Origin of the sequence: Streptomyces sp. NPDC048290 (assembly GCF_040652095.1) — a bacterium.
GTDB lineage: Bacteria > Actinomycetota > Actinomycetes > Streptomycetales > Streptomycetaceae > Streptomyces.
Genome location: NZ_JBEZLM010000001.1, coordinates 349,212 through 362,289 on the forward strand (window position 1 = coordinate 349,212; position 13,078 = coordinate 362,289).

Annotated in this window: 6 protein-coding genes; 1 reads left to right on the plus strand and 5 read right to left on the minus strand. The window is 70.5% G+C overall.

Annotated elements, in window-relative coordinates; all coding sequences use genetic code 11:
* Nucleotides 1-45: 45 nt before the first annotated feature.
* From AB0D49_RS01215 to AB0D49_RS01230, 4 genes are read right to left on the minus strand one after another with little or no spacing between them, the layout of a single operon-like run.
* Nucleotides 46-2,817, minus strand: a complete 2,772-nt coding sequence (locus AB0D49_RS01215) for a DUF3962 domain-containing protein (protein WP_362748715.1) — start codon at nucleotides 2,815-2,817, stop codon at nucleotides 46-48.
* Nucleotides 2,818-2,827: 10 nt separating this feature from the next.
* The gene (locus tag AB0D49_RS01220) at nucleotides 2,828-6,358 is read right to left on the minus strand and encodes a hypothetical protein (protein WP_362748718.1); all 3,531 of its coding nucleotides are present in this window, start codon (nucleotides 6,356-6,358) and stop codon (nucleotides 2,828-2,830) included.
* Nucleotides 6,351-7,559 carry a hypothetical protein gene (locus tag AB0D49_RS01225; RefSeq protein ID WP_362748721.1) on the minus strand — a complete coding sequence of 403 codons (1,209 nt, stop codon included), beginning with the start codon at nucleotides 7,557-7,559 and terminating at the stop codon, nucleotides 6,351-6,353. Before AB0D49_RS01225 ends, AB0D49_RS01220 begins: the two co-directional genes overlap by 8 nt.
* Nucleotides 7,559-9,133: a PD-(D/E)XK nuclease family protein gene (locus AB0D49_RS01230; RefSeq protein ID WP_362748724.1), complete on the minus strand. Its 1,575-nt coding sequence runs from the start codon at nucleotides 9,131-9,133 to the stop codon at nucleotides 7,559-7,561. Before AB0D49_RS01230 ends, AB0D49_RS01225 begins: the two co-directional genes overlap by 1 nt.
* A 74-nt stretch (nucleotides 9,134-9,207) precedes the next feature.
* Between AB0D49_RS01230 and AB0D49_RS01235 the strand changes: the two genes are divergently transcribed.
* Nucleotides 9,208-10,113, plus strand: coding sequence for a serine/threonine-protein kinase (locus AB0D49_RS01235; protein WP_362748727.1), 906 nt, complete (start codon nucleotides 9,208-9,210; stop codon nucleotides 10,111-10,113).
* A 24-nt stretch (nucleotides 10,114-10,137) separates the two neighbouring features.
* Here AB0D49_RS01235 and AB0D49_RS01240 read toward each other — a convergent pair whose 3' ends face one another.
* Nucleotides 10,138-12,918 carry a tetratricopeptide repeat protein gene (locus AB0D49_RS01240; protein ID WP_362748730.1) on the minus strand — a complete coding sequence of 927 codons (2,781 nt, stop codon included), beginning with the start codon at nucleotides 12,916-12,918 and terminating at the stop codon, nucleotides 10,138-10,140.
* Nucleotides 12,919-13,078 lie beyond the last annotated feature (160 nt).

A 13,078-nucleotide genomic window follows, 5' to 3' on the forward strand; every position in this document is an offset into this window, starting at 1 on the left:
CCGTCGGCGGGTCGTCCACGGGGTGCCTTCCGAGGAGCGTGCCCCCTAGTCGCCCGTGGCGGGCGGCTCCGGGTGCCGGGTGTCCGTCGCGTCCGGCGGGGCCGGCTGTTCCGTTCCTCGTGCCCTGTCCGTCGCGGCGACGGGGAGCACATACTCGCCGGCCAGCCGTGCAAGGTGCAGCGGGAGCGGGCGGGCCAGTGCGGGATAGTCGTCGAGATAGCGCAGTTGATGGGTCAGGGTGGCCCAGTCGACCGGCTGGTCGGGGGTCTCCTCCCGCCCCGAGTCCGCGAGAGCCTTCTCCGACAGACAGCCGAGCACGGTGATCTCGAGCTGTGCGGGGTTCCAGGCGGTCCGGCCGGGCGCCTTGCGGTCCTCCGCCGTCGGGATCAGCTTCATCAGCCCCGTCCGCAGCTTGGCCGCCGTGTGGGGCTTGGCTGCGGTACTGGCGAAGACCCGGTCGTCCGGCTGAGCCGACCCCCACAGCCCCTCGGTGAAACCGACCCTTCCCCGGGCGTCGTAGGCGTACCACTCCGCGACCTCCTCGCGGCCGTTGGCGTCCCGTACTCCCACCACCCGCAGGTCGGTGCCGTACGCCGTGTGCCGCTGGCCGGGCTCGTCGCCGAAGCCGAGCGTGTCGGGGACCAGCGCGCCGTTGAACAGCCGCGGCCAGCACTGACGGAGGTTCCCGGTGTTCACCAGCAGCAGGGTCGGACGGTCGCGGAGCTGGAAGAGCAGCGCACGGATCTGGCTCTCGGTCTCCCGTCGCGCACGCTGCGCCGCACCTTCCCGGTCGTCGCCCGGCGCACCGCTCCCGGTCTCGTCCCCGGCCGGTACCGGCGTCCGCGACAGGAGCAGCAGCAACCGCGGATACGGCACCCAGGCGGCCCGTTCGGCGTCCCATCCCTCGATGGAGCCGTCCGTGGGCCGGACCCGTACGGCGACGAGGCGGCGGACCGGGCACCGGGTGGGTCCCTTACGGGTGTGGCGGACGAGCCAGAGCGCCGCGTACTGGAGTTCGCCGGGAATCGCGGCGCCCACCCGGTGAGCGGGCGGGTGGACGGCACCGAGTTGCCGGAAGGCGTCCAGCCAGGTCCACCGGGCCCGGTGCTCCAGGGCTCCCTCGGTGTCGTCGGACAGATTGACGAACTGGCTGAGCCACCCCTGCCTCGCCCAGGCGATCCGCAGGGCGTGTTTGGGATCGGTGTCGGGGGCGGTGAAGCGGTCCTTGTCGGCGATCTCCGCGATGACGATGCCGACCCGCCCGCGCGGCGGCGCCATCCGCTCGGCGACCAGCGCGTGCCGCGCCTCGACGGCCTCGGCGAAGCGGACGGCCCTCGGGCGCCGGACGTCCCGGGCGGCGGGCAAGGCATGGGCCAGGAGTCCGGCGGGCCGCAGCCGGGCGCGGATCTCGATGCCGTCGGTCCGCCACCGCCAGGTGTCGTCCGGGTCCGCCCCGACCCGCTCCCCGGGCGGACAGCCGATGAGCCGGGGGAGTTCCGCGAGGAGCGCGGCCCGTGTCTGCGGGGACTGCCAGAGGATCTCCACCTCCAGGGGACGTCCGTCCAGCGCGCGGGTCAGCGCGGTGCGCCGCAGCACGGTCAGCTGTGCCGCACGGGCCTCGGATGTCGCCTTGCGGCCTGAGCGGGGGATCAGTGCGGGGGTGTTGTGGCGGGTCGCCCTGGTGAGGTCGGCGACCCGGCGCAGCACCGGGCGCAGACCGTCCTCGACCCAGGTGTCCAGTTCCGCCCGTTCCTTGGGCATCAGACCGCTGCCGACCTCGTGCGGGCCGACCGCCGCGTGGTGGACGATCCCCGCGGCGACCTCCCCGCATCCGTCGATCCAGCGTTCCGGCTCGGCGAAGAGTTCGGCCGGTTCGGGGTAGCGGCGCACGATGTCCAGGTCCGGGAGCAGCAGTGCCGGGCTGTGGCGGCGCCAGGCGAGTTCCTTGCGGCGCCGGTCGTAGCCGAGCGTGTTGGCCGTCAGCCGGTGCCCCCGGTCCGGTCCCTCCGGCCAGGGCAGGGGCGCGTCCAGGAGAACCGTCGCTCCGTTCAGCTGGTGGGGGCGTACGTCGAGGTGGGTGGCCCAGCGGCGGACCCCGGTGGAGATGTGCACACGGAATCGCGGGGCGAACGGCACGGTGTGCACGGTGATCTTCAGACATGCCGAGTAGTACCAGGTCTTCTTGCGGTGCTCGTAGCGCTGGGGCGGCCAGGAGACCAGGTTGGTGCCCTCCCCCGAACGCTCGACGCGGAAACGCAGGGTGGCGCCACGGGTGCGGAACGGGCGGGCCGCCAGGCGGAAGGCGATCGCCTCCGGCAGCAGGTTGTAGAGGCGGTTCGCGGGTTCGGCCGTACCGCCCGTGGAGATCACCGTCTCGGTGAGGTCGACCGGCTCGGTCTCCCACCGCGGGAGTCGTACCGCGGCGGACTCCGGTTCGGTCCGCAGCTGCTCCTCCAGGTCGGGACCGTCGGTGTCGTCGTCCTCGGTGAACCGGCTTCCCGCCCAGGTGCCGATCAGCGGGGCGAGCACCTCGGGCGGCACGGTCTCCCGCGCGTAGAGCCAGGGCAGACGGCCGTCGGTGCCCGCCCGGCGGCCGGTGGCGACGACACCCGGCGCCATGCCCTGGAACAACGAGTTGAGCTGACGCACGGGCAGCCGGTCGGGGTGGCGCGAGCCGCCGCCGGTCTCGTGGTGCAGTCGGATCAGCTCGGCGTGCAGTTCCTCGCCGAGCCGCAGGACGCGCAGTTCCTCCTGCCAGGGTCCGTGGTCGGGGTCGGGTTCGTAGGCGGTGGAACGCAGCGAGTGATACATGGACATGGATCGCCTCCTACGGGGCGGGGAACGGCTCGTGGTCGGGTGCCGGGGACGGCGGCTTCAGCAGCAGACGGGTGAGCATGGTGCGCAGCGGCTCGTAGAGGGCTCGGGCGATGAACCGCTCCTCCGGGGTCTTCGTCCCGCCCTCGAAGTAGGGGGCCAGCACGTCGAGGACGCTGTGCAGCAGGCTGGAGTCGGGTGTGTCGGAGCGGTCCGGGTCCGCCCCGTGGACCGGGGCGAAGGCGACGTCCACGAAGACCACCCGGGCGGGCACCCCACCACGCACCAGCCGTCCGATGACCTGCCACATCAGCACCATCTGGTCCCAGGTCACCCGCTCGCGCTCGTCGCCCAGCCGACTCCACGCCATCGAGCGGTTGAGCACCTCGTGCCAGCGGGTCCGGGCCCGGCGACGGACCTCGTCGGCGCCCGCCTCGACGGTGGGGGCGCCGCGTACCCAGGACGTGAAGTCCCCGCCGGGGGCCGTGGCCCGGACGATCCAGTCGTTGACCGCGCTGACGGCCAGGGACAGGTCGTCGGGGTGGGGGTTGGGGCGGACCAGGAAGTAGACGGTGCCGATCGCGGCCTCGTCCTGCGCGTTGAGGATGTTGTGGCCGCGTTCCACCGACAGCAGCGGCGCCACCAGGACGTCCGCCTTGGCCCCGGCCAACCGCTCGACGTCGCCGCGGCGCAGTGTCCGGGCACGGTGGGCGGAGGGCGTCTCGTCCTCGGGGGCGATCTCCTCGTCGTCCGAGACCAGGCACAGCACCCTGTCGCGCCAGCGCTGGTTGAGGTTGTGCAGGGTGTCGGCGACCACGCGCGCCTCCGCGTAGCTGCCGACCAGCAGCAGGATGTGGTCCCGTCCCCTCGGCAGGCTCAACAGCTCGCGTTCCAGCGGACCGCCGGTCAGCTCCTCGTCCTCCCCCGCGCCCAGGTGGCGCGCGATGCGGCGCAACTTCTCGGGGCGGTCCTGGGGGTCGGTGCCCGACATGCGCAGCTTCTCGTCGCCGTCGTCGATGAACTCGAAGCGCATCTCGCTGTGTTCCGCGATCCGCTCGGTCACCTTCGACGGCGGTTCGATGATCACCCCGACCGGGACACTGACGTGGTAGCGGCCGGAGGCGCCGGCCCAGCTGCTCGCGGACATCAGCAGCACATGGGCGCCCGCACGGCCGTCGACGGTGGCGAGGTGCGGCATGGCGCGCAGCAGCTCGCGGCCGACACCGCTGCACCGGAAGAAGGTCAGTTCCCCGCTGCGGACCCCGCCCTCGTCCTCCCCGGAGACCCGGAACTGGAAGCCCAGTACGTTGCCCATCGGCGCCTCGGGCACCATGGGGCCGTAGTCGGGCGGACGGCGGTACATGTCGTTGTAGCCGAGGCTCAGCGCCGCCTCGACCCGGGGCCACATCGCGTTGATCATGGCGAGCCGGGGTTCGAGGGCGCTCAGCAGCAGGGTGAACTCGAAGTGGGTCGCCGCCTCCTTCCGCCACGCCTCGGGGGGCACCGGCCGTTTGACCCGCTTGCGCCCGCGCCCCGCGCGCGAGCCCTTCCCGCGGATCTCCCGCTTCTGGCGCTCCCACTCGGCGAGCGCCGCCTCGTACTCCTTGCCACGGGCGGCCATGTACGGCTCGTCGAGGTGGAGGACCTCGTCCACGACCCTGGCCAGGTGGCGGCGGGTGTTCTCCGGGTTGCCGGTGTGCAGGAGTTCGTTGAGCAGCACGGTGAGGTCGCCGAAGTCCTCTCCGGTGCGTCGGGCCCGGTCGCCGAAGGGGTTGTCGCGGAACGCGTCGAGGAGCTTGCCGAGCCGAGCCCGTGGCGCCTGGTTCTCGTGGTCCGGGTCGGCGTCCTTCGGCAGCGGGTACCGCTCGTCGAGCAGGCCGAGCTGGAGCGTCCAGGCGCTGAAGTACCCCGTGCGGACCCAGTCGCGCAGGTCGGCGTCGCCGACGAGCATCGCGTAGAGCCGGTCCGTGGCGAGGGCCGCGGTGTTGAGCGCGGCGGCGAAGGTCTCCACGTCCCGCTCGGAGAGCTGGGTCCGCCCGCTCGCCGCGAGTTCCCGGATCTTGTGCTGGGTCAGGTCGTCGATGAGGCCCTTGTCCTCGTCGCTGGCGAGCACGGTGGCGGGCGCGAAGATCTGGTCGAGCTGCATCTGTACCCGGTCGGCCTCGTCGATGATGACGAGGTCGCTGCGCCGGCAGGCGAGTTCGAGGTACCGGATCTTCTCGCCGTTCTGGGGCCTAGGCGGCGCCGCGTCGATGAGACCGGCCGGTGTCGCGACCCAGATGTGCGCCCCGACCAGGGCGCGGGCTCCATGGTGCCGGGGGCAGTCGGACCAGTACGGGCAACTGGTCGGGCTCTTCTGCCAGGGCGACTTCGGGGCCTTCGACGTGCCGGGCCTCGGTTTCGTGGGTGGCTTGAGGCGGGTGCAGGGCGCCTCGCCGAAGGCCAGCGGCTCGGCGGACGGTGGGGTGTCCTGGCGTAGGGCGTTGAGGACGCAGGAGGTCCCGAGGTAGGCGAAGGCGGGGTCGTCATGGGCGAGCAGCCGGTGCTCGTCACGGCCCGCGAGGCGGCGGTGCAGGCGCTGGGCGTGCCGCTCGCGGCCGGAGGAGCCCAGCACGGGCGCGGCCGTCCCGTCGGTGTAGCGGTTGTACAGCTCGACCAGCTTCAGTACCTCGGCGACGTCGGAGACCACCACCGTGGTGCGCTGTCCGCGCCGGGCGAGGTGGACGGCGATGATGTCGCGCAGGGTGCTCTTGCCCGCGCCGACGATGCCGAGCAGGTGCTGGATCTCATGCACGGTGAACTGGAAGTCGCGCCGCTTGCGGAACGTGCCGTCCTCGTTCACGGACAGCTCGAAGTCCCCGAGCCGCTTCACCCAGTGCGGAGCGCGGTCCTCGGGTTCACCGGCGTGCAGGGCGTCCATCTCCGCCGCGGTGCGCTCCAGGTCCCGCCGGGTGAAGACCAGCGGCGCGCCGTCCCCGGGCGGGGTCAGGTCCAGGTCGTGGGCGACGACGGGGCCACGGGACACGACCGGCAGATCGACCACCGCCAGCGAGCGGCTGACCGGGAAGGCGTGCGGCCCCGGTCCCGCGACCGGCTGCCGCTCGCCCTCCAGCGGCGGGGCCACCGTGAGCAGCCGCTCATAGACCTGGAGGCGGTCGCCCGCGACGGACAGCTCCCGGTGCTCCGCCGGAGCCTCGGTGTCGGTGACGTCGTAGGCGCGTACGCTCGCGTCGAAGTCCTGATAGCGGTCGAGAGCCTCACACCAGGCGCGGCCCCGGCGCAGGGTCCACAGTGAGTAGCGGGCGACCCGGAGCGTCCGGTCGACGTCCGGTGGGAGCGGCACGCCGTACGCCTGGGCGAAGCCGTATCCGCTGAACAGCACCCAGGCGCCGCCCGCGGGAGCGCCGGGCATCAGTTTCCGCTGGAGGTAAAGGCCCAGCTCGACCTGGCAGAACGCCTCAAGGGTGCGCTGGTGGACCGATGGTCCGAGGAACGCCCTCAGCTCGGTGAAGACGTGCTGAAGAGGGGGCGCGATGCTACGCATCGTCTTCGGCCTCCGTTCGCGCCGACGCCGGGGTGCTCCTCCGGTGGGCCGTCCCGGTGTGCATGGTGTGGTCGCTCTCGGTGGCCCGTGTGGTGAGGTGGCGCACCAGGTCGGACGGCGTGGTCAGGATCAGCCGTGGGCGCAGGGGTTCGGGCAGCGCGGCGGTGAAGCTCGCGCGGTAGCCGTCCCGTGCGGCCAGCCGCTCGGGCACCACGATGAACGCGCGGTGGGTGTGGGGTGGGGACTGCGCGAGGTGCGCGGCGAGGAGACCGGGTTGCAGGCGGTCGTAGACGTGCATCTCCAGGGGGCCGTGTCCGGTGTCCCGGACGTGGTGGGCGCTCAGGTGTCCCGGCCGTGCCTCGTGTCGGATTCCGGCACTGTCGAGTGCGTTCCGGGCCGCTGTCTCCACCGGGTGCGGCAGCACGAGGTAGGCGCGCAGGGACCGCGGGAGGATCAGGGCGAGATCGGGATCACGGATCGGCTCGAACCGCTCAGGGCGCAGGCATTCCTCTCCCTCGCACCAGATCTCCTGGTCGGCGGCGGGCCGGGTCGGTGTGGGCAGGGTGCGTCCGCGGGGCAGTGCCGGGAGGCGGCAGACCGGGCAGGGGAGAAAGACCCCGTCTACGCGGAGCGACTCGGGCAGCGGCTGGTACAGCTCCTTGACCTTGGCCCATACGTCCCTGCTCCAGTTCCGCGTATGGCGGTCCTCCTGCTGCACCACGGGATGGTCGGCCAGGAACCGCCGGCACAGCCGGTACCTCTCGGTCGATCCGCAGCGCCCCTCCAGTTCCGCCAGCAGCCCGCGAGCCTCCGTCTCCACCTGTCCGGCCGGGCCGTGCGAGGCGAGTTCGAGACAGGTGCGGGTGGGCATCAGGCCGACCGGGGTCACCAGAGTCGCGCCCCTGGTGACGAGCGAGGACGGGACGTCGAACAGCGGGTCGTCGGCGGTCATGCTCCGGCACCACTCCCACAGTTCGGGAAGGCTCCTCGGCGGGGTCCTTCCGATGCCGAGGCAGCGCATCACCGTGTGGTCCAGGGCGCGCTGGGCGAAGCCCGGGTAGGGCAGGGTGAAGGAGCGCAGGCTCCGGGGCTCGGCCAGCGCGGCGACGGTGCGGGCCAGTTCGAGGTACAGCTCGGTGCCCGCGCCCGCTGCCGCAGCGGGCCGTGCCCGGTCCTTCCGCGGCCGGGTCGTCCTGGCCATCAGACGGCCTCCTCGGACGCGGCCGACGCCGGGCACCAGCGGGCCACCTCGCAGCGTCGGCAGGCGGGACCGGGGCTGGGGGCGTAGTCGTCGTCCTGGTGCCATCCCTCCACCATCTGGCGGACGACGTCCTCCGCCGCCTTCCGGTGGGCGGGGGCGAGGGGGTCGATGATCTCCAGGTCCGCGCCGCCGGGGCGCAGCACCTCCAGTTCGACCCGTGCGCGGGTCGCCGTCCCGCCGAGATCCCCGCGCCCGGTGAGCAGCACCGCAAGGGCGAGCTGCGGGTACTGGTCGAGCAGCGGTCGGCCGGACCGCCGGTCGGTCGCCGAGGTCTTGGTCTCCCGCCACACCCAGGAGTCCATGTCCCGGTACAGCAGGTCGGGTTGGGCGATCACCACGACATCGGCGGCGGTGTCGAGCCGGACCACCCGGGGTTCGGTCCGTACGTCCGTGCCGTTCCTGACGCACCGCAGCGGGCAGACCGCGGCATGTCTGCGCAGGAGACGCAGACCGAGGAGCCGCTCATGGGCGGGCAGGTCGTATCCGTCCGGCACCCAGTCCTCGGGCACGTCGGTCGTGCACGGCCGGGCGGCGGAATGGCCGTGGCGGTCGGCCAGGAAGGCGTGCACTGCCCGGCCCCGCTCGGCGGTCACCTCGCGCTCCACGGAATCCGCGGTGGGCAGTCGCAGCCGGCGCAGGTGGTCGCGGGCCGGGCAGACCCGGTAGTTGCGCCCGTTGGTGACGGACCAGGTACGCCGTGGCCGACCCGGTGTCGCGACTCCCAGCAGACCGGGCGCGGTACGCAGCGCCGGACAGACCCGCAGGTAGGGACATTCGGCGCAGCCCTGCCCGGGACGGTACTCCTGGCCGTTCAGTACGTCGGTGAGCGCACCGGGGCCATCCGCGCGGTAGGCGGCGAGCGCCTCGGTGCGGGTACCGGTGAAGAGTTCGCGTGTCTCACCGTCCAGCAGCGCGAACTCCACGATCCGTACCTGTTCCGGCAGCGGTCCGGGGCTGCCCTCGGCCAGGACCAGCGCGGTGGCCGCGACGAAACCGTCCGGCGGGCGGCTCGGGTTGATCCGGTGGACGGGCAGCCGGAGTTCGCGCAGCCGTCCATCGGGCGAGGCCAGGCAGCGGCCCCACACCGTGAACGCGTACTCCCGCGGGGCCCGTGGGTCTCCGGCGGCCGGGCGATAGCGGTAGGTCCACCGTTCGCTCACCTCACGCAGCGGGCGCCGCGGATCGGTGGGGAAGGCCGTGTCGTACAGGGCCATCCCGTGGTCCGTCCAGGTGCGGAGCCCGTCGTGCGGGGGTGTGCCGCGGGAGCCTATGGGCGGGGTCGCGGCCGAGGGAAGCCGGTTGCGGGCGTCGCAGGCGGCCATGAAGGGGCCCAGTGTGAAGTGCTCCAGCTTCTCCCGGCGGCGCGGCGCTCGTTCCTGGGGAACGTAGCCGCGTGCCTTGAGGGCATCGGCGGCCGGACAGCGGAAGTCGCCCTTCTTGAACATGCCCGCGGATACGGTGATGGTCGGGGATGTGCGGCGTACCCCGTCGGGGGGAAGCCAGGGTTGAGACATTCCTCGCTCCTTCTCTCTGAGTTTCTCTCTGAGCACGGCGATCCGACTCCTGGAGTCGGGAACTGGAGGTGGCCATGGACGCCGTCGCGGACATCGGGAACATCGAGGATTCCTACGAAGTCGTGGGCGTGTTGGACAACGACGGGGGTTTCGGGGACATCTACGTCGCCCACGACCGTCGGTCGAGGGCGAAAGTGGCGATCAAGACACAGAAGTCCTGGCGCATCGGCCCGAAGTCGTTGCACATCAGCGACGGAAGAAGGCTGGTCGAAGTGGAGAGCCGGCACATGATGACGTTGAGGGGGATTGAAGCAATTCCAAGGCTTCTCGCGACAGGCACCTATAGGGGCAACAGGTGTCTTGTCATGGAGTTCGTCAAGGGGCGGCAGCTCAGGAACGTGGTGGAGAAGCGGCCGGTCAAAGACCTGAGCGTCGTCGCCTCGATCATCGGGCAGCTCTGCGAAATCCTTCATGATGTGCACGCCAGGGATCTCGTGCACTGCGACCTGAAGCCGGAGAACGTCATCGTGGAACCGGACGGCCGACTGCGTCTCATCGACATGGGTCAAGCCGTCCGGGCCAACAAGGAGACATCCGACGGGTTCGGCACCACGGGGTATGCCGCGCCGGAGCAACTTGAAGCGAACCAGGACGGCCTCACTTCACGGGCGGACATCTTCGCGTTGGGGGCCATGTTGCTGGAGATGACCGTGATGCAACTGCCCTACGGTGGGCCGGAAGAGCGCGTCGAGCAGGGCCACCCTGTCCTGCCTGCCGAACGAATCGCCACGATTCCTTCGGAGTTCCGCGACCTTGCGCTGCGCATGGTGGCCTGGGAGGCCGAGGACCGTCCGGCGAATGTCCGAGAGGTGTTCGAGGCGATCCGCCCGCATCTGCCCAAGACGCGCTCGGACCGCCCCCTGAAGCCGCTCTCCCCGGACCCGACGGAGTACTACCGGTCGCGTCCACCGCGGTTATGACGCCGTGTACCCGGTGGGGCCGCCTCACCTCAGCCCTTCCAGCCGCTCCCGGATCTCCTGGACATCCATACCGCCCATCTGCTCGCGGAGCACCAAGACCCTCTCCAGTTCGAGAATCGCCTGCGGACGGTCTCCGGCGGCCACCAGGACGTCCGCGAACTGATTCCGTGCCTTTTCCTCTCCTGGCCAGGACTCCTGCTCCTGGTAGGTGTCGCACGCCTTCTGGTAGAGCTCGATGCCGCGCTCCCGCTCGCCCCGGGCGACGTACACCTTCGCCAGGGTGAACTGCACATCGGCATGACCGTTGTGGTCCGTGGTCCCTTCCACCAGGGCAAGGGCGTCGGAGCACCGGAGAAGGGCCTCTCCCAGCTCGCCCCGGTCGAGGTGGAGAGCCCCGATCCCGTTCAGCACCGCCGCCTCTCCCACCGGGTCACGCATGTCCTGGTACAGGTCGAGGGCCTGACGAAGGTTCGCCTCCGCCTCGGTCTCGTCACCGAGCTTGCGCTGACTGATGGCGAGTGTGTACAGCGAGCGGGTGAGACTCAGCCGACCGCTCCGGCTGTCGTCCGACTCGCTCAGAAGCACGGCCCGCTTCAGCTGGGCGACCGCGAGTTGGTACTTGTCCAGCCGCCACTGCGTGCCCGCGAGCATCCGGTAGACCATGGCGCGTTCTGCCGCCGGGGCTTCGGCCTCCTCCGTGATCTCCCGAGCGCGGTCGAGGTCGGTCACCGCTTCGTCAAGGAGTCGCCGTCGCCATTGATAAGTCACCAAGGCCATCGGCAGCAGCCAGATGTAGTGCTGGATGCGCTCGTGGTACGCCAGGTCGATGACCCGGCGGATCGTGGGGTACTCGGTGTCCAGATAGTCCATCGCCTGCTTCAGGTTCTCCGGCTCGGCCACCGTGACCCCGTCCGGCTCACCGATGGGCTCCAGCGCGCGCTGGCGGTCGAGCATCCGGTCGCAGGCCCGGACATTCTGCAACTGATGTTCCAGCACCAGCCGAATGGTCTCCGCCCTGAGGGACGCGTTCTCCAGGAGGGCTTTCGGCTTCAGATGGTGGCGGGCGAAGGCCCGCACCAGGTCGTGCAGGGCATAGCGGTCGTCCTGGAACATGACCAGGTTCGCGGCGACGAGTTCGCCGAGGACTCGCTCCGGCCGCATGCCTTCGCTCACCGCGCCCATGTCCATCACCGCGTCCCAGGTGATGCTGGGACCGGGATGAACCCCCAGCTGCCACAGCAGAAGTCGAGCCCCCTCGCTGAGCGTTCGCGTCGAGCAACGGAGCGCCACCTGTACCGACATCTCGTGTTCTGGCCGGTGCAATTCTTCCAGGAGCTCCCATTCCTTCTTCATTTCCCTCACCAGGCGCGGCATGGTGCTCCGGGCACGAATTCTGAGGTCCCGCTCCACAACGGTGAGCGCCAGCGGCAGATTTCCGCACAGGCGCACCAGTTCACGGAACTCGTAGTCGTACTTCTCCCGGTCCTTCTCGACCACATCCTGGTGGAGTACTTCCATGGCGGCGGCGTCCGACAACAGTTCCACCCTGCGCGAGTACACCTCTGTTTGGGCACACAGGCCGCCCAACTCAAGGCGACTGGTGATGATCACGGCACTGGTACCGCTCCCCGGCAGCAAGGGGATCACCTGTCGGGCGCTGAACGCGTCGTCGAGAATCATCAGGAGTGATCGATGGGACACGGCCGTGCAAAGATCCGCACTCTTTTCGGCGAGGTCCTTCGCGGTGGAGTAGGGAGGGAGCCTGGCCAGAAATCTGTCCAGAATATGCTCCGGTTCGGCCGGGCCCATCTCGTTGTCGGCGAATCCATTGAGATGCGCACGGAGAACTCCATCCGGGAAGCGGTCCCTCACCAGCCTGGCGAGGTGACGGGCAACCGCGCTCTTCCCCACCCCCGCCATGCCGCTCAGCAGAATGACCGCCGTTCTACCGGCACGTTGCCTCTCGGCCATGTAGTCGACGAGGTCGCGGATCAGATCATCCTGACCGACGGGGACAGGCGCATCGGCGGTCAACTGGTCGGGGATCGGCGGGAGCACAGCCAAGCCCGACCGGGAAGGGCCGCCTCCGCGCAATTGGTCGATGACGTCCTGAAGTTCGGCGTCCGGCGCCGAGCCGGTCTTCGCCACCCACTGCCCGATGAGCCGCTCACGCTCCTCATCGGACACCCGTTTCCCGTCGGCCGTCACATTCCCATGGGCCATCAGGTAGTACTGGAAGACTCGCATATGGGCCGGTAGTCGGGCGTACCAGTTCGCCGACTCCTCGCGGAGCCATCGCACGTTCCGTGACTGCGAGGCCGCCTCCAGCAGATCGCAGACGGCCTCGGCGCGCTTCGCCTTCATCCGGTCCCTGCGTGTCTCGAATCCCTCCCCGGACAGTCCACGCAGAGGCTCGTCATCGGCGTCCCACTCCCTCAGGGCGGAGCGAATCCGCTGGAATCTCTCCGGACAGGGCAATGCGTCGGCCTCGCGCCAGTTTTGGAGAAAGCGCAGATAGTCGACGCTGTCAGCCGGCACCCGGAGGATGAGACAGCCCGACTTGCCGGCGTGGGGCAGCACTTCACGGCCGCCCACCAGCTTCCGGAGTTCCTTGACGACCTGGTCCACCCGTTGGCCCACCCCGCTCTGTCCGTCCCACAGGACCTGGGCTATCTCCGCCCTCTCGCACCGCAACCCTTCCGAGGTGGCCAGCAAGGCGAACAGCCCGCCCGTCTTCGAGGTCCCCAGAGCTCGTTTTCCGCCCTCCCCCATGACACTGACCGGGCCCAGCACCCGTCCGTCCATCAGTCCTCCCTTGCCCCACACGGCAACCGTGGGTTCGCCTCGGGCACCCCACGCAACGTTCCTTGAACTGTGCGCGGACGCAGCCCGCTTCATACCCGTGCGCTCCTACACGCCCCCGGCTCTCAGTTATCGCTCAGTTATCGGTCTGCGGAGGTCTCGA

Coding starts and splice junctions, on each gene's coding strand:
- AB0D49_RS01215 (WP_362748715.1), bottom strand. CDS start 2,817: ATGTCCATGTATCACTCGCTGCGTTCCACCGCCTACGAACCCGACCCC.
- AB0D49_RS01220 (WP_362748718.1), bottom strand. CDS start 6,358: ATGCGTAGCATCGCGCCCCCTCTTCAGCACGTCTTCACCGAGCTGAGG.
- AB0D49_RS01225 (WP_362748721.1), bottom strand. CDS start 7,559: ATGGCCAGGACGACCCGGCCGCGGAAGGACCGGGCACGGCCCGCTGCG.
- AB0D49_RS01230 (WP_362748724.1), bottom strand. CDS start 9,133: ATGTCTCAACCCTGGCTTCCCCCCGACGGGGTACGCCGCACATCCCCG.
- AB0D49_RS01235 (WP_362748727.1), top strand. CDS start 9,208: ATGGACGCCGTCGCGGACATCGGGAACATCGAGGATTCCTACGAAGTC.
- AB0D49_RS01240 (WP_362748730.1), bottom strand. CDS start 12,918: ATGGACGGACGGGTGCTGGGCCCGGTCAGTGTCATGGGGGAGGGCGGA.